The organism is Bacteroides sp. AM37-9 (genome assembly GCF_003603455.1).
In the GTDB taxonomy this organism is placed as follows: domain Bacteria; phylum Bacteroidota; class Bacteroidia; order Bacteroidales; family Bacteroidaceae; genus Bacteroides; species Bacteroides xylanisolvens.
On the sequence record NZ_QTNF01000036.1, the window covers coordinates 1 to 22,457 of the forward strand.

At 44.1% G+C, this 22,457-nt stretch carries 17 protein-coding genes; 7 read left to right on the plus strand and 10 right to left on the minus strand.

The genetic code is table 11. The features are described 5' to 3' along the window. Nucleotides 1-224: 224 nt before the first annotated feature. On the minus strand, nt 225-1,652 hold the full coding sequence (locus DW862_RS20580; RefSeq protein WP_207895174.1) for a hypothetical protein: 1,428 nt from the start codon (nt 1,650-1,652) through the stop codon (nt 225-227). Beyond that, nucleotides 1,627-3,201: an AAA family ATPase gene (locus tag DW862_RS20585; protein ID WP_120070193.1), complete on the minus strand. Its 1,575-nt coding sequence runs from the start codon at nt 3,199-3,201 to the stop codon at nt 1,627-1,629. Before DW862_RS20585 ends, DW862_RS20580 begins: the two co-directional genes overlap by 26 nt. Nucleotides 3,202-3,414: 213 nt before the next feature. On the opposite strand from DW862_RS20585, the gene DW862_RS20590 reads away from it, so the two are divergent. The 3 genes from DW862_RS20590 (at nt 3,415) to DW862_RS20600 (ending at nt 7,956) form a co-directional block, all read left to right on the plus strand. Next, nucleotides 3,415-3,861, plus strand: coding sequence for a hypothetical protein (locus DW862_RS20590; RefSeq protein WP_008644218.1), 447 nt, complete (start codon nt 3,415-3,417; stop codon nt 3,859-3,861). Nucleotides 3,862-4,231: 370 nt separating this feature from the next. Then, the gene (locus DW862_RS20595) at nt 4,232-5,896 is read left to right on the plus strand and encodes a putative transporter (RefSeq protein ID WP_008022070.1); all 1,665 of its coding nucleotides are present in this window, start codon (nt 4,232-4,234) and stop codon (nt 5,894-5,896) included. Between the two features lie 65 nt (nt 5,897-5,961). Beyond that, nucleotides 5,962-7,956, plus strand: coding sequence for a fructose-bisphosphatase class III (locus DW862_RS20600; protein WP_008775961.1), 1,995 nt, complete (start codon nt 5,962-5,964; stop codon nt 7,954-7,956). A gap of 200 nt (nt 7,957-8,156) precedes the next feature. Here DW862_RS20600 and DW862_RS20605 read toward each other — a convergent pair whose 3' ends face one another. The 5 genes from DW862_RS20605 to DW862_RS20625 form a co-directional block, all read right to left on the minus strand. Continuing rightward, nucleotides 8,157-9,305, minus strand: a complete 1,149-nt coding sequence (locus DW862_RS20605; protein ID WP_120070163.1) for an LA_2272 family surface repeat-containing protein — start codon at nt 9,303-9,305, stop codon at nt 8,157-8,159. 54 nt (nt 9,306-9,359) lie between these two features. Then, the gene (locus DW862_RS20610) at nt 9,360-11,018 is read right to left on the minus strand and encodes an AMP-binding protein (RefSeq protein WP_008022073.1); all 1,659 of its coding nucleotides are present in this window, start codon (nt 11,016-11,018) and stop codon (nt 9,360-9,362) included. Between the two features lie 424 nt (nt 11,019-11,442). Continuing rightward, a complete protein-coding gene (locus DW862_RS20615) occupies nt 11,443-12,513 on the minus strand; it encodes a GDP-L-fucose synthase (RefSeq protein ID WP_087323906.1) in 1,071 nt (356 codons plus the stop codon). A 107-nt stretch (nt 12,514-12,620) separates the two neighbouring features. Beyond that, nucleotides 12,621-13,691, minus strand: a complete 1,071-nt coding sequence (gene gmd, locus DW862_RS20620) for a GDP-mannose 4,6-dehydratase (protein WP_004316341.1) — start codon at nt 13,689-13,691, stop codon at nt 12,621-12,623. Between the two features lie 93 nt (nt 13,692-13,784). After that, the gene (locus tag DW862_RS20625) at nt 13,785-14,954 is read right to left on the minus strand and encodes a dicarboxylate/amino acid:cation symporter (protein WP_008022075.1); all 1,170 of its coding nucleotides are present in this window, start codon (nt 14,952-14,954) and stop codon (nt 13,785-13,787) included. A gap of 109 nt (nt 14,955-15,063) precedes the next feature. Here DW862_RS20625 and gnd point away from each other — a divergent pair, with 109 nt between their 5' ends. The 4 genes from gnd (at nt 15,064) to DW862_RS20645 (ending at nt 20,085) form a co-directional block, all read left to right on the plus strand. Next, nucleotides 15,064-16,539: a decarboxylating NADP(+)-dependent phosphogluconate dehydrogenase gene (gene gnd, locus DW862_RS20630; protein ID WP_008022076.1), complete on the plus strand. Its 1,476-nt coding sequence runs from the start codon at nt 15,064-15,066 to the stop codon at nt 16,537-16,539. A 331-nt stretch (nt 16,540-16,870) separates the two neighbouring features. Further along, on the plus strand, nt 16,871-18,367 hold the full coding sequence (zwf, locus tag DW862_RS20635) for a glucose-6-phosphate dehydrogenase (RefSeq protein WP_004314090.1): 1,497 nt from the start codon (nt 16,871-16,873) through the stop codon (nt 18,365-18,367). Next, a complete protein-coding gene (gene pgl, locus DW862_RS20640; RefSeq protein WP_162612979.1) occupies nt 18,364-19,095 on the plus strand; it encodes a 6-phosphogluconolactonase in 732 nt (243 codons plus the stop codon). The genes zwf and pgl overlap by 4 nt, the downstream gene beginning before the upstream one ends. Nucleotides 19,096-19,134: 39 nt before the next feature. Then, nucleotides 19,135-20,085, plus strand: a complete 951-nt coding sequence (locus DW862_RS20645) for a Dyp-type peroxidase (RefSeq protein WP_087318372.1) — start codon at nt 19,135-19,137, stop codon at nt 20,083-20,085. A gap of 35 nt (nt 20,086-20,120) precedes the next feature. Here DW862_RS20645 and DW862_RS20650 read toward each other — a convergent pair whose 3' ends face one another. From DW862_RS20650 to DW862_RS20660, 3 genes are all read right to left on the minus strand, one after another. Further along, the gene (locus DW862_RS20650) at nt 20,121-20,333 is read right to left on the minus strand and encodes a hypothetical protein (RefSeq protein ID WP_087323879.1); all 213 of its coding nucleotides are present in this window, start codon (nt 20,331-20,333) and stop codon (nt 20,121-20,123) included. A gap of 263 nt (nt 20,334-20,596) precedes the next feature. Further along, nucleotides 20,597-21,295 (minus strand): LytTR family DNA-binding domain-containing protein, encoded by a 699-nt coding sequence (locus DW862_RS20655; RefSeq protein WP_004313366.1) that lies wholly within the window; start codon nt 21,293-21,295, stop codon nt 20,597-20,599. A gap of 96 nt (nt 21,296-21,391) precedes the next feature. Then, the gene (locus DW862_RS20660; RefSeq protein ID WP_120070166.1) at nt 21,392-22,453 is read right to left on the minus strand and encodes a sensor histidine kinase; all 1,062 of its coding nucleotides are present in this window, start codon (nt 22,451-22,453) and stop codon (nt 21,392-21,394) included. Nucleotides 22,454-22,457 lie beyond the last annotated feature (4 nt).

Sequence of the window (22,457 nt, forward strand, 5' to 3'; positions counted from 1 at the left end):
TTTAGACTGGCTAAGATTTATGCATACCCCCAATGATTATCGGGTGAGCCATAGTGACGGTATATTTGACGTAAGAAAAGGACATAAAAAAAGGCTATCTATCCCAGACAGCCAATCTTTTTGTTAACCTTAAATCTAATACTATGAAAAACACAGTACAAATATACGGACTTCTGTCAACTTTGCAAATAAAACAAGAAAAAAGAGATGTTTTATAACATTGATTAAATATTTGATTCCTCAATTCTATTTTTATTAAGACTTTCGGCGTTTTGAATGCTATATTCCCAATATTTATCACATAATTTCAGATAGCTGGTCTCGGCACTCTTGCCACCTAAAGAAATAGCGTACATTTTTGTCTGTTTCGCTTTTGCGTGTTCGATGGTTCGGGATAGTAGTTGATCGACAGGACGCATCTCAAAGTCCGATACGGTGATAATGTCCGCTTCCATATATCCTTCTTCGCTGATCTTCCGCAAAGCATGCGTGATAACAGGTTTCATATCAGTTCCGCCATGAAAGGATTGGCATAAGAAATCGACCAGGCGATCGAAACTGCCGCCTAAATCTGTGATTTCAATGCACTCGATATCATCGGAAAACAGGATGACGTAACATTTCCGATGTTGCACTTCCGTCAGTTCGGCAATGGCAAGTAGGGTGGATTTCGCGATTCTTTCCCGTTCGCCTGCCATGGAACCGGAAGTGTCCAGACAAACAATGAAAGGGCCTTCGGCTTCTTCGGAAACTTCGTTCCCTATTGTTTTCTTGTCGTTGATGGTTTGCTTTTCATGTGATTGATAGTCGATGACTTGCAATCTCTTCTCAATGAAACGCTCAAAGAAAATGGGTTGCAGGCTTTTTTCGGCCAGATAACAATATTCCAATGGAAGAAGGCTGTTTAAGTCGTTTCCTTCGCAAATACCTGCAATATCACTTCGGGTGGCATGAGATATAATTTGTTCCCGATGAATACCGGCAGTCATTTTGAAACGTTTCCGGCTGCTTTGGTGTTTCTTGCCCAAGATTTCTACCAGTTCACGGATAACGGGATTTCGTTTGATCGTTTCTTCGTATTCTAAAATCTGTTCTGCTATCTGTTTATGGTTGCGGAGTAACCAGACGAGGCGTGAGCCGCCACGTACCGGAAGATTTTTGGCAAGTGATAGCTGAAGACGGTAAAAATCATCACAAAGCCGCTCGATATGTTCCATCTGATAGTTGAACTCGTTGTTCGAGAGCAGTGTGTGCCATTTGTCGAAGAAGAGAGTTCGCAAGGCTTTCCATTCTTTAGAGCGCGGGCTGATTGCGTCAAAACGCTGGAGGTAGTATTTTACGTTGAGGTCTACCAGGTGATATTTCATTGAGAACGGGTAGGCGCTGTTTTTCAGGAATTGGAGAAACTTGGTGTCGGATGCTTCATCCATTTCATGAAAGTATTCCCATTGCGACGCGTAGTGGGAGTAGAAATCTTGCAGGGAGGGTTGCGTGTGACGAAAATACCGGTGAATATCCGCATCCAGTTCTTCGGGACGGATAATCAGGTTGTGCAGTTGTTCGTCATACACATCGTAGGCTATTCCCTGCAATTTTTCGTAATAAATGTCTTGCAGGTGTTTGAGCCTAATACTCTCTGTTCTCTTGTTCATGGGCATGAGCGATGATGCGGAGTTCGTTCCGGTAATTCTCTATGATATGTGCAGTCTCTCCTAAAATTCGTTTGATCTTGCTTTTTTGCGATGAGCTTAAGAAGAGATGCTCTTTTGTATATGCTGTTTCCCGCTCGGAGATTGTTTTATATTCCACTTCCATTTGATGCAGCAAGTCGATCACTTCCTGCAATGTAAATTCGAACGGAGTGTTGCCATCCTGTTGTGCAGGCAAAGGATCACAATTGTCATAACATAGTAACGGATATTCCTGATTGTTGACGAAAACAGACCGTCTTCCTTTTCGGAGGGAATAGATATTCTTTTGCGCGATATTTCTGTTCTTTACAAAATCGTAGGTTTTCAGGATTTTGTTGACCGGACGGAATTTATCTTGTTGGATATAAAATAGCCGGTTGCTGTCCTTCTTCAAAGACTGGTAATCGGAAGCAAAAATGAGTAGATTTCCGGTAATGTGATAACCTTCTATGCGATGATAGAAGGTGTCTACTACCTGAATTCCCGGATCGCTAAGTTCACGCAGGCTGTGTTCGGACTTCATGTTTTCTTTCAGTGTGTCCAGTTTTTGTTCCAGCCGTTTTTCTCCTAACAGATAGGTATTGATGCCTCGTGCTATCGACTGTTCTACAATCTCTTCGATAATGGGGAGCTGCGAAATTTCATCCCATAGGCAGGCGCTCATCAATAGGCAGTCGGAGAAATGAATTCCCGGAGATTCATTCAGATAGGCTGATGTGCGGAGCAGACCTACTATTTTCTTCCAGCGGCGGTCGGATACATAGATAGGAGGGGTGTTTTCATCCCGTCCTGTGTTGTATTGTTCAATTTCTCGTTTGATATTGTGAATCAGCTCGAAGATGGTATAGTGAATACCTACTTTTTCGCTTTCAGCTTGTATCTGGTTGTATAATTCATCGTTCACCTGGAGCTTTTCAGGGATTTCAGGTTCTATTTCCCGCGTAGAAGAAATCATCTGATCGAACGCATATTCCTGTTCGATACATCCGACAAACTGACGGATCAGGAAACGGTCGTATAAGGCTTCCAGTCCTTCACCTTTTGCCGGCAGTTCGTTGGAAGCGGCAATTAATGCTTTCAGGGGTACACGCACCGTAAATTGTCCGTTGCGGTATATCTTTTCATTGATTACCGTCAAAAGGGAATTTTGGATAGCAGGGCCGGCCTTCCATATTTCATCCAGAAAGACAATTGATGCTGTCGGCAGGTATCCTTTTGTGATGCGTTCGTACGTATCTTCATCCTTCAATTTTGAAATGGAGACGGGGCCGAATATTTCGTCCGGTGTACTGAAGCGGGACATCAGATACTCAAAAGCATCTGCGCCTTTAAATGCCAGTTTTAGCCTGCGTGCTACCAAACTTTTAGCTACTCCCGGAGGGCCCAGCAGAAAGATACTTTCCCCTGCCATGGCGGATAGCAGAGACAGTGCGATGGTATGCTCTTTTTCGAATACTCCCTCATTGAGAGACTTCAATAATTGGGTGATATGTGATTTGATAGACTTCATGCGACGGATAATTTCATGTGTTGTTAGCAAGAGGCAAAGATACAAGAATTCTTTGAAATAGACTTCGCCGGAGGGATTTACTCCTAGATTTAGGCAATTTCCTCCTGATAAGTAGGAGTTTTCAGTTTCATGGGGAAAATTCATTCTCTACTTTTGTTCTATCGAAAGATAAATGATATATAATAATTAGAGAACCATTAAAAATAAAGGAATATGAAAACGAGCACATTTAAATACTTCGGTTTGGCGTTGATGGCTATATTGATGGTAAGTTTTACCTCTTGCGAAGTGGAAATAGACAGTTTCTATGATGATGATAATAATGGTGCAGGGTACTATAACCGTTCGGCTGATTTATGTAGCCGAACCTGGGTTAGTTTCTACCGCGACATGGACGGTAACTATTGCCGTCAGGAACTGGATTTCTTTTTAGACCGTACCGGAATCGACTATATACGGGTGGAATATCCTAATGGAACAGTCGATCAATATGAATATAATTTCCGTTGGAGTTGGGAAAATTATGCACAGACTTCCATTCGTATGTCATACGGACCGAATGATGTTTCATACCTGGATGATGTATATATCGGTGGAAACAGATTGAGCGGTTATCTGGACGGACGAAATAACTTTGTGGAGTTTCAAGGGAAAAGATGAGACGTGAAACAAGATGAAGCGTAAAGCAGGAAGAAACGTGAAGCAGGAAGAAATAAGAAAAGGTTAAGAAATTAGGAGAGATAAAGAAATTAGAAAAAGATAAAGAGATAGGTAAGCGTAAGGAAGAAACAGGTAAAAAAGCATCTTTGGAAGGATAACACGATGCGGGTAAAAAGAGAAAGGATAAGATTGTTAAGATAGAAATATAACAGATATTAGAAACAAAATAACAGGTAACAGTGTAAAAGGGTAATCAATAAGATTTCAGGATATATGAATCAGGGTATAATTGGGGCGCGAAATGAAAGCTTAAAAGTTTTGAACCGGACTAAATAGTTTTTATCTTTGCGCCCTATTAGTTTTTATATACATGGAGTGGTTATATAGTCTATTCATCGAACATTCTGCCTTACAGGCTGTTGTGGTACTTTCACTGATTTCTGCCATTGGTTTGGGCTTGGGAAGAGTGCATTTCTGGGGAGTTTCCCTGGGAGTCACTTTTGTTTTTTTTGCGGGTATCCTGGCCGGCCATCTCGGGCTTTCGGTCGATCCGCAGATGTTAAACTACGCAGAAAGTTTCGGACTGGTCATTTTCGTTTATTCCCTCGGGCTACAAGTCGGTCCCGGTTTTTTTAGCTCTTTCCGTAAAGGTGGGGTAACGCTGAATATGTTGGCGTTGGGAGTAGTTCTACTGGGAACGTTGTTGACGGTGGTGGCTAGTTATGCAACGGGTGTCTCTCTTCCTGATATGGTGGGCATCCTTTGTGGAGCAACGACAAACACTCCGGCATTGGGAGCTGCGCAACAAACTCTGAAACAGATGGGAATAAACAGCAGTACGCCTGCTTTAGGATGTGCGGTGGCCTATCCGATGGGAGTAGTCGGCGTAATCCTTGCCGTTTTATTAATCCGTAAAGTATTGGTTCGCAAAGAAGATTTGGAGATAAAAGAGAAAGACGATGCGAACAAAACTTATATTGCAGCGTTTCAAGTACACAATCCTGCTATTTTCAATAAAAGTATCAAGGATATAGCTCGTATGAGTTACCCGAAGTTTGTCATATCCCGTTTGTGGCGTGACGGACATGTCAGTATTCCGACTTCAGACAAAATTCTGAAAGAAGGCGACCGTCTGCTGGTGATAACTGCGGAAAAAGACGCTTTGGCCCTGACGGTACTTTTTGGTGAACAGGAAAATACGGATTGGAATAAAGAGGACATTGACTGGAATGCGATTGACAGCGAATTGATCTCGCAGCGTATCGTTGTCACCCGTCCCGAACTGAATGGTAAGAAACTCGGTGCACTCCGGTTGAGAAACCATTACGGAATTAATATCAGCCGTGTTTACCGGTCGGGGGTGCAACTGCTTGCTACTCCGGGATTGATACTTCAGTTGGGCGACCGCCTGACAGTGGTGGGCGAGGCTGCTGCTATCCAGAATGTGGAGAAAGTATTGGGAAATGCCGTGAAAAGCCTGAAAGAACCCAATCTGGTTGTTATATTTATCGGTATCGTGCTTGGTTTGGCACTGGGGGCTATTCCTTTCTCTTTTCCGGGTGTCAGTACTCCTGTGAAGTTGGGATTAGCGGGTGGACCGATCATTGTCGGTATCCTTCTGGGGACTTTTGGACCACGGATACACATGATTACCTATACCACCCGTAGTGCGAACCTGATGTTGCGTGCTTTGGGACTTTCCATGTACCTTGCTTGTCTGGGACTGGATGCCGGAGCTCACTTTTTCGATACCGTATTCCGTCCGGAAGGCTTATTATGGATTGGTTTGGGAGCCGGATTGACTATCATTCCAACAGTGTTGGTTGGATTCGTGGCCTTCAAGATGATGAAGATCGATTTCGGTTCTGTATCCGGTATGTTGTGCGGAAGTATGGCAAATCCGATGGCACTGAACTATGTAAACGATACAATCCCCGGCGACAACCCATCCGTAGCCTATGCGACTGTTTATCCGCTATGTATGTTCCTGCGGGTAATTATCGCCCAAGTGTTGTTGATGTTCTTGTTAAATTGAGAATAGTATATTGCTGGATCGTAATTAGTAACTAGTAAATTGTAAATAGTAAAATAGTAAATAAAATGACTGCTCAAAGTAACATAACTCCTGAAAGCATTGTGGGTGATCTCCGTTACCTGCAACTGCTTTCCCGAAGTTTTCCTACGATTGCCGATGCTAGTACGGAAATAATCAATCTGGAGGCTATCTTAAATCTACCTAAAGGGACAGAGCATTTCCTGACTGACATTCATGGAGAATACGAGGCTTTTCAGCACGTACTGAAAAACGCTTCAGGTGCGGTAAAACGTAAAGTAAATGAAATATTCGGCAACACTCTCCGCGAGGCTGAAAAGAAAGAAATCTGCACGTTGATTTACTATCCCGAAGAGAAACTTCAATTAGTGAAAGCCCGTGAAAAGGATTTGGATGATTGGTATCTGATTACCCTGAACCAACTGGTGAAGGTCTGTCAGAATGTATCTTCCAAATATACCCGTTCGAAGGTTCGTAAATCGCTGCCTGCCGAGTTCTCTTATATTATTCAGGAATTATTGCACGAATCGTCCATCGAGCCGAACAAGCATGCCTATATCAATGTAATTATCAGCACGATTATCACTACCAAGCGTGCCGACGATTTCATTATCGCTATGTGCAATCTGATTCAGCGTCTGACTATTGACTCTCTTCATATCGTAGGCGATATTTACGACCGTGGCCCTGGCGCGCATATCATCATGGATACGTTGTGCAATTACCATAACTTCGATATTCAATGGGGAAATCATGATATTCTCTGGATGGGGGCAGCTTCCGGTAACGACAGCTGTATTGCCAACGTGATACGTATGTCCATGCGCTACGGCAACCTGGGCACGCTTGAAGACGGATACGGAATCAATCTGCTTCCATTGGCTACTTTTGCAATGGATACGTATGCCGATGATCCTTGCACCATCTTCATGCCGAAGATGAATTTTGCCGACGCTCATTATAATGAGAAGACTCTGCGCTTGATCACTCAAATGCATAAAGCCATTACCATTATCCAGTTTAAGCTGGAGGCCGAAATCATCGATCGTCGTCCGGAGTTTGGAATGACGAACCGCAAACTGCTGGAAAAGATTGATTTTGAACGTGGCGTTTTTGTATACGAAGGAAAAGAATATGCTTTGCGCGATACCAACTTCCCGACCGTAGATCCTGCCGACCCTTACCGGTTGACGGAAGAAGAACGCGAATTGGTAGAAAAGATTCATTATTCATTTATGAATAGTGAAAAGCTGAAGAAACACATGCGTTGCCTGTTTACATACGGCGGAATGTATCTGGTGTCAAATTCGAATCTTCTTTATCACGCTTCTGTCCCTCTGAATGAGGATGGCAGCTTTAAGCATGTCAAAATACGTGGTAAGGAATATTGGGGGCGTAAATTGCTGGATAAAGCCGATCAACTGATTCGTACTGCGTACTTCGATGAAGAAGGGGAGGAGGATAAGGAATTTGCTATGGATTACATTTGGTATATGTGGTGTGGTCCGGAAGCTCCCTTGTTCGATAAGGATAAGATGGCGACTTTTGAGCGTTATTTCGTAGAGGATAAAGAATTGCATAAAGAGAAGAAAGGTTATTATTATACATTGCGTAACCGGGAAGATGTCTGCGATCAGATTTTGGCAGAGTTTGGAGCTTCCGGCCCTCACTCGCATATCATCAACGGGCATGTGCCTGTGAAAACAATTCAGGGAGAACAGCCAATGAAAGCCAATGGCAAGCTTTTCGTTATTGATGGCGGATTCTCAAAAGCTTATCAGCCGGAAACGGGAATTGCGGGATATACGCTTGTTTATCACTCTCATGGTATGCAGCTTGTGCAGCACGAGCCGTTCCAGTCTCGTCAGAAAGCCATAGAAGAGGGACTTGATATCAAATCTACCAACTTTGTCTTGGAATTCAATTCGCAACGGATGATGGTGAAAGATACCGATAAAGGAAAAGAACTGGTGACTCAAATACAGGATTTGAAGAAATTGCTCGTTGCTTATCGTACCGGTCTGATAAAAGAAAAGGTATAATTAGTAATCAGTATGCTCAAAGTTGCACGTTTCTGAATTTATTCACCACAGAGGACGCAGAGGACACAGAGGTTTTTTTCTTTCTACAAGTAAAACAGAGCGATAAATACGATTCTAAATACATGAGACTCTGTGTTACTCTATAGTGAATAAAAAATAGTAAACCTCTGTGTCCTCTGCGTCCTCTGTGGTGAATAAGTTTAGAAAAGAACAATACCCGCTTCGATAATAGCTCCCTTATCGTAATTGCTCGATTTATTATAGAATCTGGTTACCCCATATCCACCTGTTGCAAAGATGCCGAACTTCTTGGTAAATTGATATTCCAGATTTGCACGTGCCTGCAATGCGTACAGGCGTTTCGGGATGACCTCATCTTTGTTGTCAAAAGCCTCGATATGCTGATATCCGAGGTCTCCGCTGATGGATAACCCCTTGTAAAGGGGGAAAGACAGACCGGCACGATAGGATGCGCTCGCCGAAAACTTATCATTCAATCCCTGATACATGGAACCCACTCCCAATATTGTATAAAACAACTGGTTCTTGAATCGTACCCCGATATTGGCAGGCGTTGCATTTCCACCGTATACCATCATTTGCACTTTTGTGTCAGGATTTGCATTCACCAAACCAAGTTGGAGACCTTTCATATCTTCTTTGTAGTAATTGACAAGACCAATTTGAAGTCCGCGCGCTTTCGTTGCGTAGTTGCATAATGCTACTTGCATTCCATTCAGCTTTGATGCGGTTATATTGGCAATTCCTGCTATCTGCAAACCGTTCATGTGTTCGCCTACTACATTTAAAAGTCCCGAAGCCATCAGACCACCGAAGCTCTGTCCGGTGATATTTGCTACTCCGGAAAAGTGTAAGCCCGAAGCCATATTGCCCGTCACATTCATGAAACCACTAATCATTAACCCCGAGTTGTTGTCTCCTCCGATGCTCGTTAGCCCGGATATGACTACTCCCTGTGCTTTGTCGCCGGTGATATTTACCAATCCGGCAGCAGAAAGCCCTACGGTGTTATCGCCGCTGATATTACTGATACCAGCCAGCTGAACGCCCCGCATAGTACCCCCTGCCAAGTTGGCTAATCCGGTGATTTGTACTCCGTTCATGTCACCATGAACCACGCTTCCCAATGCGTTGATACCCACACCGTTCAGACGGTTCATGGTAGACAGGAGGCCGATGTTTACATAGGTCGTCTGTGTACTGTCATGCGGTTGCGTGCATATATCTTTCCAGATGGATATATTGATCCCTGCACTCTTGTTCTGTGCCGGTAAAGAAACGGCAGCCATTAGTATAGCTGCCGTAAGTATTGTTTTCTTTATCTTCATTCCTTTCTCTTTTTCGGTTTAAGTTATATCTTTCTCTATGCAGCTGACAATCTATCAGCCTTTTGCTTCCTGATACAAATAACGCTTGATGCTCTTCTTCGGTGTCTTTTCAAATTCTTCCGGATAGATTTTCATCTTGGATATCTGGCTGTATGCCGGTAGCATGGTGTTCAGTGTCACGCGGTTTTCTTCCATTACTTGTTCGATGTCTTCAGTCTTCAGGCCGTGAGCGAACGCATCGTCAAAGTCGGGATAAACAAGTCCGACAAGTTTCTCGTTTTGCTGAACGATAATGCTTTCAGCCACGTATGGCAGGTTGTTCAACTTATCCTCAATTTCTTCCGGATAGATATTCTGTCCGCTGGAGCTCAATAACAGGTTCTTGCTGCGTCCTTTGATTGTAACATTACCTTCTTCATCCATCAAAGCCAAGTCGCCGGTATGCAACCAGCCGTCCTTGTCGATGACTTCCTGAGTGGCTTCTTCGTTTTTGTAATAGCCCAACATCACATTCGGGCCCTTACATACAATTTCACCAACGATATTTTCGGGATCAGATGACAATACCCGTACATCCATCCGTGGCACAGCCTTTCCGCAAGAACCCGGTTTGAACTTTCTCCAATCTTCGTAGCAGATAATCGGGCCACATTCCGTCATTCCATATCCAACCGTATAAGGGAAATCAATCATTTTCAGGAATTGTTCCACTTCCTGATTGAACGCTGCACCTCCTACGATGACTGCCTTGAAGTTTCCGCCAAATGCCTTAATCATCTCTTCGCGCACTGTTGCCTTTATCTTGTCATTGATAATAGGCACTTTCAGCAATATCTTCATCGCCGGAGTTTCCAACTTCGGAAGTACGCTTTTCTTGATTATCTTTTCGATGATGAGTGGTACGGCAACAATCAGACTGGGTTTCACTTCTTCAAAAGCCTGGAAGATAATCTTAGGGCTTGGCATACGGGTGAGGAAGTAGATGTGGCAACCTACGGAGAACTCATAAAGGAATTCAAAAGCCAATCCGTACATGTGTGCCATAGGAAGCATGGAAACGATTTTATCTCCGGCTTCCAGTTCCAACACTTCAAAAGCAAATTTGGTATTCGACCACAGACTGCGGTAGGGGAGCATTACTCCTTTGGAATAACTCGTTGTTCCCGAAGTATAATTGATAACTGCCAGTTCTTCCGGTTCGTCTTTGTGATAAGCGACATGCTCTTTACGGAAATTCTTCGGATATTTTTTGCCGAACATTTCGTTCAGATGTTCGCGTGCATACGTGAGTCGTTCGCTGCGTGACACTAATAGGGTGAAGTCGTTCATCATCAGGATACCTTCCAGTAGCGGCATTGCCGACTCGTTCAGGTTTTCCCATACCATATCTCCTACAAGCAGTAATTTAGCTTCGGAGTGGTTGACGATATTATGCACGTTATCTGCTTTAAATTCATGGAGAATAGGTACAATAACGGCTCCATACGTCAGTGTGGCAAGGAAAGTAACTCCCCAGTGAGAGCTGTTTCTTCCACAAACGGCAATCTTGTCTCCTTTGCGGATTCCGCTTTCTTCAAAGATGATATGGAGTTTCTCGATTTTACGAGCTACGTCTTTATACTGTAAAGTTGCACCTTTATAATCGGTCAGGGCATCCAGGTCCCAATTATTCTTGATACTATTCTCAATATAGGCTATAAAACTTTGTTCCATTGTTTTTTGCACATTTGGTATTAAATTGTGCAAATATAGCAATTATATTAAGAATGAAGAATTAAGAGTGAAGAATTTTTGGAAATGGGGGAGAGAGTAGTGGGGGAATTTGTGTGGCGATACGTTATAAATACAATGGATGAGGCTTATAATTGAATGAATGGTGTTTATGGTTGGATAAATGATGCTTAGTTGGATGAAGGTTTATCACAAAAGGGATTAACTTATAATAAAATAGATTGACTTGTAGTATAAAAAAAGATTATGCTCATAGCTCAACAGATTATGCTTATAGCTAATTGGATTATCATTATAGCAAAACTGATTATCATTATAGCTAATTTAATTATCATTATAGCTAAAAAAAATATGCTATTAGCAAAAAAACATTCAGCTAATAGCATATTTACAGTAACTTCATTTCTTATTTCAAGTACCATTCGTACATTCTTTGTACGCCTTCCTCGATTTCAATTTTGTGGTGCCAGCCCAGTGCATGCAGTTTTGAAGGATCGGTTAGCTTGCGCATTGTGCCGTCCGGTTTGCTGCTGTCGAAGGTCAGTTTACCTTGATAACCTACTGTTTCAACGATCCGTTCGGCCAGTTGGCGGATGGTGATTTCCTTACCGGTTCCGATGTTGATATGGCAGTTGCGGATATCTTTGCTACCTTCTTTATAGGTATCTTTAAAGTCCACATGCTCCATAACGAAGACACTGGCATCCGCCATTTCTTCGCTCCAGAGGAATTCGCGGAGAGGAGTACCCGTACCCCAGAGAGTGACCTCTGTTTCGCTGATTCCGTATTTTTTCAGAATAGCCAGAATGTCCTCTTTCGAGCTGTCGCCATTGACACCTTCCACCGGACGCAGGTTCATATCCTTGCGTACAGCTTCCCAGTTTCCTTCTTTCAGACAGTGTGCCAAATGAATCTTGCGAATCATGGCAGGCAATACATGGCTGCGTTCCAAATCGAAATTATCATTCGGCCCGTAAAGGTTTGTCGGCATCACGGCGATGTAGTTCGTTCCATATTGCAGGTTGAAGCTCTCGCACATTTTCAGTCCGGCAATTTTGGCGATTGCATACGGCTCGTTGGTATATTCCAACGGTGAAGTAAGCAATACATCTTCCTTCATCGGCTGTTCGGCATCGCGTGGATAAATACACGTACTACCGAGGAAGAGCAACTTTTTCACGTTGTGACGGAAACTCTCTCCGATAATGTTCTGTTGAATCTGCAGATTCTTGTATATAAAGTCGGCACGGTAGATGCTGTTCGCCATGATACCACCCACAAAGGCAGCGGCAAGGAATACATATTCCGGCTGTTCTTCATCGAAGAATTTACGGACCGCCATTCCATCCAGTAAGTCAAGCTCTTTGTGCGTGCGGCCTATCAGATTGGTGTATCCTTTATCCTGCAAATTCTTCCAGATAGCAGATCCCACAAGTCCGCGGTGTCCTGCTATATATATCTTTGCATTCTTTTCCATTCTATCTTTTATTATTTTCACCACAGATTAACACAGATTTCCACAGAATTTTTTTATATCTATAATCTGTGGAAATCTGTGTTAATCTGTGGTGAAATGAAATTCATTTAATGTTTGGTAGCAATCATCCGCTTCACTTTTTCCATATCGTGGCGAACCATGATACTTACCAGTTCTTCGAATGATGTTTTGCATGGATCCCATCCTAACAATGTTTTTGCTTTAGTCGGGTCACCCAGCAGTTGTTCCACCTCTGACGGACGGAAATATTTAGGATCAACCTCTACCAAAGACTTTCCGGTAGCTACGTCGATACCTTTTTCATTCACGCCTTCACCTTCCCAACGAAGTTCGATGCCTGCTTCCTTGAATGCCAGCGTTGCGAATTCGCGTACTGTGTGCATTTCTCCGGTAGCAATTACGAAATCTTCGGGAACGTCATGTTGCAGGATCAGCCACATACATTCGATGTAATCCTTGGCATATCCCCAGTCGCGACGTGCATCCAGATTACCCAGATACAGTTTGTCCTGTTCGCCCTGTGCGATACGTGCGGCAGCAAGCGAAATTTTACGGGTAACGAATGTCTCGCCACGGCGTTCACTCTCGTGATTGAACAAGATTCCGTTTACGGCAAACATACCATAGCTTTCGCGGTAGTTTTTAGTAATCCAGAAACCATATTGTTTGGCTACCCCATACGGAGAACGGGGATAGAATGGAGTTGTCTCTTTTTGTGGAACTTCCTGCACCTTACCGAACAATTCGGAAGTAGAAGCCTGATAGATGCGGGTTTTCTTTTCCAGTCCCAGGATGCGTACCGCTTCGAGCATACGCAACGTACCGATAGCATCCGCTTCGGCCGTGTATTCCGGAACGTCGAATGAAACCTTCACGTGGCTTTGAGCAGCGAGATTGTAGATTTCATCCGGTTGCACCTGTTGAATAATACGAATTAACGAACTAGAATCTGTCATATCCCCATAATGCAGATTGATCGTACGTTTCTGTTTCATGTCGCGCACCCACTCGTCAAAATACAAATGTTCAATACGTCCTGTATTGAACGAAGAAGAACGACGGAGTATACCGTGTACTTCGTAACCTTTTTGCAATAGAAATTCGGCAAGATAAGAACCATCCTGCCCGGTGATGCCTGAAATTAGGGCTTTTTTCATACGCTATTATTTAATATAATTGAAAATGTGGGTGCAAATGTCGGCATTTTTTGTGAGCCAGCCAAGCTACTACCCAATTATTTTTCAGCACAGTCATTCAGCACGGTTTTTCCCCATTATTTTGTCGATAATCAAAGCGATAGCTCCGTCGCCCGTCACGTTGCAGGCTGTGCCGAAACTGTCCATTGCGATGTAAAGCGCGATCATCAAAGCCTGTGCCGATTCGTCGAAGCCGAGCATGGATTGCAGAATTCCCAGAGAGGCCATGATAGCTCCGCCCGGAACCCCCGGAGCGGCTATCATTGTGATGCCCAGCATGAAGATAAATCCGGCAAACAAGGGGAAGTCGAACGGTATTCCCTGCATCATCATCAATGCCAGTGCGCAGGCTACGATTTTCAGTGTGCTGCCCGACAGATGAATGGTGGCGCAGAGCGGAATCACGAAACCGGCCACTTCGGCAGATACACCGTTCTTTTTGGTCTGTTCCAGCGTTACAGGGATGGTGGCTGCCGAAGACTGTGTGCCCAATGCCGTGAAGTAAGCCGGCAACATTTTGCTAAGTAATTTAAACGGGTTTTTATGTACAAACAGTGCCGCGATGGAATACTGAAAAACTAACAGGAAGATATGAAGAGCAAAGATGACTCCGATAATTTTAATAAACACCATCAGGATGGAATATACTTGTCCCGAATGTGTCATGTTGAGGAATATGCCAAAGATATAAAGCGGCAGCAAAGGCAGAATGACTGCGCTAATCATTCGTACGATAATTTCCTGAAAATCACGTGCCACGTTTTTTAATGCGTCGCTGTTCAGTGACGCCAGTCCCAAGCCCAAGGTGAAAGCCAATACCAAGGCCGTCATGACGTTCATCAGCGGTGGGATGGAGACGGAGAAGTAGGGGAGGATTCCTTGTGCTTCGCTCACTTCTTCAAGCGGCGCTCCCGGTTCGATGAGTGACGGAAATACGGTGACTCCTGTGAAGTAGGAGAGGAATCCCGAAAACAGGGTGGCGAAATAAGCAATCAGAGCCGTCACGAGCAGCATTTTTCCTGCACCTTTTCCGATGTCGGCAATAGCCACCGTTACCAGTCCGACGATAATCAGCGGGATAGAGAAATTGAGAAACTCGCTGAAAATGCCGTTGAAAGTAACGAATATTCGCACTAGCGGAGCCGGGAAAAAAGTGCCGATGGCAATACCCAAAATGATGGCGATTACGATGCGTGCCAACAAACCGATTTTGATCTTCTTCATCCTTGATTTTATTTGTAGACCACAAAAATAATATTTTAATCTAAAATATTGCGAACAAATGTGCATTTCAACTGTTACTAAGATAAAGAATATTCAAAATATATAAGTTATGGCAAATCAGAATAAAACAGATATCGGACTTATCGGCTTGGCTGTGATGGGCGAGAATCTTGCTTTAAACATGGAGAGTAAGGGATGGCATGTGTCGGTTTATAACCGTACAGTTCCCGGAGTAGAGGAAGGAGTGGTAGATCGCTTTATGAATGGTCGTGCAAAAGGTAAAAACATCGAAGGATTCACGGATATAAAAGCATTTGTAGATTCGATAGCTATTCCCCGTAAGATAATGATGATGGTTCGTGCCGGAAGTCCGGTTGACGAACTGATGGATCAGCTGTTCCCGTTGCTTTCACCGGGAGACATTCTTATTGATGGCGGTAACTCCAATTACGAAGATACCAACCGCCGCGTCAAACTGGCGGAGTCGAAAGGATTTCTCTTCGTCGGTAGCGGAGTGTCCGGCGGTGAAGAAGGAGCCTTGAATGGAGCTTCTATCATGCCCGGCGGTTCGGAGCAAGCATGGCCGGAAGTGAAACCGATTCTTCAAAGCATTGCGGCAAAAGCACCGGACGGCACTCCCTGTTGCCAATGGGTAGGTCCTGCCGGATCGGGTCATTTTGTGAAGATGATTCACAACGGTATCGAATATGGTGATATGCAGTTGATTGCCGAAGCCTATTGGGTGATGAAAAAGTTACTGGATCTGACCAATGAGGAAATGGCTGATGTCTTTGCCCGTTGGAACGAAGGCAAACTACGCAGCTACCTGATCGAAATCACCGCCAACATCCTGCGGCATAAAGACAAATCCGGAGGGTATCTGATTGATAAAATCTTGGATGCGGCCGGACAGAAAGGAACCGGCAAATGGTCGGTTATCAACGCTATGGAACTCGGCATGCCGTTGGGATTGATCGCTACGGCGGTATTCGAACGAAGCCTTTCTGCGCAGAAAGACTTGCGTCATCAGGCTTCCAGACAATATCAGTGTCAACATACACAACCTATATATAATAAGGTGGAACTCGTAAAGAATATATTTTCTGCTCTTTATGCTTCCAAACTCGTCTCTTATGCCCAGGGATTCGCCGTGTTGCAACGTGCTTCCGACGCTTTCGACTGGCATCTCGACCTGGCTTCCATTGCCCGTATGTGGCGTGGAGGATGCATCATCCGCAGTATATTCCTGAACGACATTGCTGCCGCCTTCGAAGCCACCGACAAGCCTAAACACTTGTTGTTGGCTCCTTATTTTAAAGAAGAAATGAAAACATTGCTTCCCGGATGGAAGAACTTGGTGGCGGAAGCCATGAAAGAAGAACTTCCTGTTCCTGCTTTCTCTTCTGCGCTGAACTATTTCTATTCGCTCACATCTGCCGATCTGCCCGCCAATCTTGTGCAGGCACAACGCGATTATTTCGGTGCGCACACTTTCGAGCGCAAAGACGAGTTGCGTGGACAGTTCTTCCACGAGAACTGGACAGGTCACGGAGGAGATACGAAATCGGGTACATATAATGTTTAAATAGAAAACAGTTTTGAAATGATAAATGGGAATTTGAAATGATAAATGGGAATTTAGCGGTTAAATGGGAATTTTGCAGTTAGGCTGAAAGCCTTACAATTATATATTTATTGGGGTGCCCTGAAAGGGCCTAATTATATAGCGTAGGGCAACGCCCTACGAAAAAAACACACCAGCTACAAGCCCTGAAAGGGCGGAACTGTATACAATTATGCCCTTTCAGGGCGCAAATTCAGATTGTCGCTTTTACTATATAATTAAGCCCTTTCAGGGCACTCCGTAAAATTATCATTTACCACCTCAAAACAGAAATTAAAACAACTCTTGAAAAATGGATAAATTTGCAATGATAATTTTCGGTGCGTCGGGTGATCTGACCAAGCGTAAGCTGATGCCCGCCCTTTACTCCCTCTACCGTGAAAAGCGGTTGACCGGAGAGTATTCTATATTGGGTATCGGGCGTACGGTCTACTCTGACGATAACTACCGTTCCTATATCTTAGAAGAACTGCAACAGTTCGTAAAGTCCGAAGAACAGGACACAGCTCTGATGGCTTCGTTTGTCTCCCATCTCTATTATCTACCGATGGACCCGGCAAAAGAAGAAGGTTACCCGCAACTCCGCCAACGTCTGGTCGACTTGACCGGTGAGGTAGACCCGGACAACCTGCTGTTCTACCTAGCCACTCCGCCGTCACTGTACGGAGTAGTGCCCTTATACCTCAAAGCTGCCGGACTCAACACTCCCCATTCACGTATCATCGTCGAGAAACCTTTCGGTTATGATCTTGAATCGGCACGTGAACTGAATAAAACGTATGCTTCTGTTTTCAATGAGCATCAAATTTACCGTATCGACCATTTTCTCGGTAAGGAAACAGCCCAGAATGTACTGGCTTTCCGTTTTGCCAACGGTATCTTCGAACCTCTCTGGAACCGTAACTATATCGACTACGTAGAAATCACAGCCGTAGAAAATCTGGGTATCGAACAACGTGGCGGATTCTATGAGACGGCAGGTGCACTGCGGGATATGGTGCAAAATCACCTGATACAGCTCGTAGCCCTTACGGCTATGGAACCGCCCGCTGTTTTCAACGCGGACAATTTCCGCAACGAAGTGGTGAAGGTCTACGAATCTCTCACCCCGTTGAATGAAGTGGATTTGAACGAACATATCGTTCGTGGACAATATACAGCCTCCGGCAATAAAAAAGGCTACCGTGAAGAAAAAGGAGTGGCTCCCGATTCGCGCACGGATACTTATATTGCCATGAAACTGGGCATTAGCAACTGGCGCTGGAGTGGCGTTCCGTTCTACATTCGTACAGGTAAACAAATGCCGACGAAAGTAACGGAAATCGTCGTTCATTTCCGTGAGACACCTCATCAGATGTTTCATTGTGCCGGTGGCAACTGTCCGCGGGCTAATAAATTGATTCTTCGTTTGCAACCGAATGAAGGAATAGTGCTCAAAATCGGAATGAAAGTCCCCGGTGCAGGTTTTGAAGTGCGTCAGGTGACGATGGATTTCAGTTACGCGCAGTTGGGCGGCGTACCCAGTGGCGACGCTTATGCCCGTCTGATAGACGACTGCATCCAGGGTGATCCGACTTTATTTACTCGAAGTGACGCAGTAGAAGCCTCATGGAAATTTTTCGATCCGGTACTCCGTTATTGGAAAGACAACCCCGACGCACCTCTCTACGGTTATCCCGCAGGTACGTGGGGACCTTTGGAAAGCGAAGCGATGATGCATGAACATGGGGCCGACTGGACGAATCCTTGTAAGAATTTGACGAATACAGATCAATATTGTGAATTATGAAACTATCAGTTTTTCCCTCATCTATTGAAACTTCACGAGCATTGATACTCCGCTTGGTGGAAATCATGAATGAAGAGCCGGACAGAGTGTTCAATATCGCAGTCAGCGGTGGCAACACACCTGCTCTGATGTTCGATTTGTGGGCGAATGAATACATGGATATTACCCCGTGGGATCGTATGCGGATTTATTGGGTGGATGAACGTTGTGTGCCTCCCGATGATTCGGACAGTAATTACGGAATGATGCGCAACCTTCTTTTGGGTTTGACTCCTATTTTGTATGAAAATGTATTCCGTATTCGTGGAGAGGCGAAGCCTGCGAAAGAAGCGGTTCGCTATTCGGAGTTAGTCCGGCAGCAAGTGCCGCAAAAGCGTGGCTGGCCCGAATTTGATATTGTACTGTTGGGGGCCGGAGACGACGGACACACGTCTTCCATCTTTCCCGGACAAGAAGATTTGCTGACTTCAAACTCTATTTATGTAGTCAGCGCCCATCCACGTAACGGGCAGAAGCGCATCGCAATGACGGGATACCCCATTCAGAATGCCCGCTATGTCATTTTCCTGATTACCGGAAAAAATAAAGTCGACGTAGTAGAAGAAATCTGTCATTCGGGAGACACTGGTCCCGCAGCCTATATAGCTCATCACGCGCAGAATGTAGAGCTATTTGTGGATAAAGCGGCTGCCGCATATATTGACGATAGTAATAAAAAGATGAACTAGAACTGTTTCGTTGACGAAACTAACAGAAAAAAGAAAAATATGAATCCTTATCAAAATTCATTTGGAGGTAATATCCCGCAGGACGTAGCCGGGAAACAAGGTGAAAATGTCATTTTTATTGTTTATACTCTAAAAGATACTCCCGAAACTCTTGATAAAGTAAAAGATGTATGCGCTAATTTCTCGGCCATGATTCGCAGCATGCGTAATCGTTTCCCCGAACTGATGTTCAGTTGCACGATGGGCTTTGGCGCCGATGCCTGGAGCCGTCTTTTCCCGGAAAAGGGAAAGCCGAAAGAACTGAACACTTTTGAAGAGATCAAAGGCGGAAAGCACACGGCAGTCTCTACTCCGGGCGACATCTTGTTTCATATCCGTGCAAAACAGATGGGGTTGTGTTTTGAGTTTGCTTCCATCATTGACGAGAAGCTCCAAGGCGTAGTTGAACCTGTCGATGAAACTCACGGTTTCAGATATATGGACGGCAAGGCTATTATCGGCTTTGTAGACGGAACAGAGAATCCGGCAGTTGATGAGAATCCTTATCATTTTGCGGTGGTAGGAGAGGAGGATGCTGATTTTGCAGGAGGAAGTTATGTTTTTGTACAGAAGTACATTCACGATATGGTTGCATGGAACGCTCTGCCTGTGGAAGAACAGGAGAAAGTGATCGGTCGTCGTAAGTTTAACGATGTCGAACTGTCTGACGAGGAGAAACCTCAAAATGCGCATAATGCCGTCACTAATATTGGTGATGACCTGAAAATTGTGCGTGCCAACATGCCATTTGCCAATACGTCTAAGGGAGAATATGGCACATACTTCATCGGTTATGCAAGTACGTTCAGTACGACCCGGCAGATGTTGGAAAGTATGTTCATCGGCAATCCGGTAGGGAATACCGATCGTTTGCTTGACTTCAGCACAGCTGTAACAGGAACACTTTTCTTTGCTCCTTCCTACGATTTGCTGGGAGAATTGGGCGAATAAAAAAAGAAAAATAAGAATAAAAGATTGGAGGAGGATTACACTTTGGTAATCTCCTCCACTATATATTGATCTTTCACTCTCTTGCAGGTACATACAAAGTATTCCGGATGTTTCAGGGCTCCTTCTAAAGTATCAGGAAGAATCATCTCTTTGGTACGTCTATCCATTGCCACCGTTGCATATAGAATACCCTCTTTTTCGCATCTCTCAATTAATGCATTTTTTAGTTCTTCTACGCTATATTCCATTTGTGTGAGACTTTATCGCTGCAAAGTTATGGAAAATATGTATATTTTGTGCAATAATATTCTTGTAATATATAAAAATAGCTCCCTAGTTCGTCCGCCGACGAGGGAGCTATCAACACAAAAACTAAACTAGACTTAACTAAACTATTCTATTCTTGGAATTTCACAATCCCTTTCTGTTCTTTGCAAAGGTAGATATAAAACGGATTTTGGCAAACTATAATCGACAAAAATCACTTTTTTACCGATAAAATAATGAATAATCAGCTCCTTTCGTCAAGAAAAGTCTGAAAAACTTGCTTGTAACTATCGCTGATAGGAATATATGTCTTGTCAAACACGATACGTCCGCGGTCAATCACACGTATTTTATCTTTCTGTACGATGAAGGAGCGGTGCACACGTATGAAACGACTGGATGGCAAGAGCTCTTCCATGGCTTTCATACTCATCAGTGACAGGATAGGTTTGGGAGCGTCTTCCGTATATATTTTGATGTAATCTTTCAGTCCTTCGATATACATGATTTTCTTCAAGTCCACTTGTACCAGTTTGTAGTCACTTTTCACAAAGATACTGTCTATCTCTTCCGGTTTCTGCACGAGTTCGAACCATTGGAGAGCTTTGTTGGCAGCTTGCAGGAAATCAACGTATGAGATTGGTTTCAGCAGGTAATCGAGTGCATTGACACGATAACCGTCGATGGCATACTGTCCGAAAGCAGTGGTAAATACAATGCGCGTATGCGGATCTACCATCTTCGAGAACTCCAGACCGTTAAGCTCCGGCATCTGAATGTCCAGAAACAGGAGGTCGACCTCTTCGCCCGGCAATTCTTTCATCGCCTGAACCGCACTGGAATACTTTCCTGCAAGTTGCAGGAACGGAGTCTTATTCACATAACTCTCTAACAGGCTAAGAGCTAAAGGCTCATCGTCAACGATTGCGCAACGTAACATCATACTATTTTATATCTAAAGTTTTATATCCAAAATCTTGTACTTGACGCTTTATACTAAACATTGGTACTTGACGTTTTATACTGAACGTCTTTCTTTCTACTCTCTAATCTTGATACTCAATCTCGATTCGTATACCTTTTCATCTTTTGAGACGCCTTTCAACCACGTATAAGCTCCGGGATAAAGTATCTCCAACCGGCGGCTGACTTGTTCCAATCCCACGCCCGATCCACTCTTATCCTCCACTGTCTTAGGATGATTACTATTGCGGATTTCACACACCACTTCGTTGTCATTCTCCAAAATATGAATACTGATGAAACTCGATTCAGTAGGGGAGATGCCATGCTTGAAAGCGTTCTCTATCAAAGAGATAAAGATAAGCGGGGCAATGAGCGTCTGACTGTCGGGCTGAATATCGAATTTAGTAATCATCTGCACGTTGGCGGACAGACGGATGCGCATCAGTTCGATGTAATTGCCGATAAAATCGACCTCCTTACAGAGAGGAACGTATGTCTGCTGGTTATCATATAACACATAACGAAGCAGTTTGCTCAACTCCTGAACTGCCTGTTGCGCCTTGTCCGAATCAAATGCAATCAATGCATAGATGTTATTCAGCGTATTCAGCAGAAAGTGAGGGTTCAGTTGGTTTCGCAGGTTCTTCAGTTCCGCTTCCGCACGGTTCCGTTCCGCCTCTTTTCGGGCAGCTTCGTTCTGTGTCCATCGGGCACTCATGCGGATAGCGGCACTTAGTCCGATAGTGAATACGAGACTCAACATATCCCTAAGGAAAAACAACCATCCCGGAGGCATCCCTGGTCTTTTTGATTTGGGAGCGAATGACGGATCGAACGTCAGACTTTGCCAGAGATGAAGCAACACACCGATGGCACATAAAAAGATAATATTGTAGACCACATATCTTTTGGCCTGACTCTGGAAAAGATAGCGGGGTACAAGAATGAAATAATTCACGTAGAACACAATCATGAAAGAGAGTGGTACGGCAAGGTGGCGTGTATAAGCCATCCAGTTGATGTTCCCGTTTCCACGTTCGACGAAGAAGAACGGGAAACCGAACATAATCCCCCAGCTGATAATGTGTATCAGTACTTCCAGGGGACGACGTGCGGATGTAAAGGTTTGTTTCATAAAG

Bases quoted from the DNA above. Each gene is read 5' to 3' on its own strand.
- DW862_RS20605 (WP_120070163.1), bottom strand. From the start codon at position 9,305: ATGAAGATAAAGAAAACAATACTTACGGCAGCTATACTAATGGCTGCC.
- DW862_RS20660 (WP_120070166.1), bottom strand. From the start codon at position 22,453: ATGAAACAAACCTTTACATCCGCACGTCGTCCCCTGGAAGTACTGATA.
- DW862_RS20585 (WP_120070193.1), bottom strand. From the start codon at position 3,201: ATGAAGTCTATCAAATCACATATCACCCAATTATTGAAGTCTCTCAAT.
- DW862_RS20600 (WP_008775961.1), top strand. From the start codon at position 5,962: ATGACTGCTCAAAGTAACATAACTCCTGAAAGCATTGTGGGTGATCTC.
- DW862_RS20650 (WP_087323879.1), bottom strand. From the start codon at position 20,333: ATGGAATATAGCGTAGAAGAACTAAAAAATGCATTAATTGAGAGATGC.
- DW862_RS20590 (WP_008644218.1), top strand. From the start codon at position 3,415: ATGAAAACGAGCACATTTAAATACTTCGGTTTGGCGTTGATGGCTATA.
- DW862_RS20595 (WP_008022070.1), top strand. From the start codon at position 4,232: ATGGAGTGGTTATATAGTCTATTCATCGAACATTCTGCCTTACAGGCT.
- gnd (WP_008022076.1), top strand. From the start codon at position 15,064: ATGGCAAATCAGAATAAAACAGATATCGGACTTATCGGCTTGGCTGTG.
- DW862_RS20580 (WP_207895174.1), bottom strand. From the start codon at position 1,652: ATGAACAAGAGAACAGAGAGTATTAGGCTCAAACACCTGCAAGACATT.
- pgl (WP_162612979.1), top strand. From the start codon at position 18,364: ATGAAACTATCAGTTTTTCCCTCATCTATTGAAACTTCACGAGCATTG.
- DW862_RS20655 (WP_004313366.1), bottom strand. From the start codon at position 21,295: ATGATGTTACGTTGCGCAATCGTTGACGATGAGCCTTTAGCTCTTAGC.
- zwf (WP_004314090.1), top strand. From the start codon at position 16,871: ATGGATAAATTTGCAATGATAATTTTCGGTGCGTCGGGTGATCTGACC.
- DW862_RS20610 (WP_008022073.1), bottom strand. From the start codon at position 11,018: ATGGAACAAAGTTTTATAGCCTATATTGAGAATAGTATCAAGAATAAT.
- DW862_RS20625 (WP_008022075.1), bottom strand. From the start codon at position 14,954: ATGAAGAAGATCAAAATCGGTTTGTTGGCACGCATCGTAATCGCCATC.
- DW862_RS20645 (WP_087318372.1), top strand. From the start codon at position 19,135: ATGAATCCTTATCAAAATTCATTTGGAGGTAATATCCCGCAGGACGTA.
- gmd (WP_004316341.1), bottom strand. From the start codon at position 13,691: ATGAAAAAAGCCCTAATTTCAGGCATCACCGGGCAGGATGGTTCTTAT.
- DW862_RS20615 (WP_087323906.1), bottom strand. From the start codon at position 12,513: ATGGAAAAGAATGCAAAGATATATATAGCAGGACACCGCGGACTTGTG.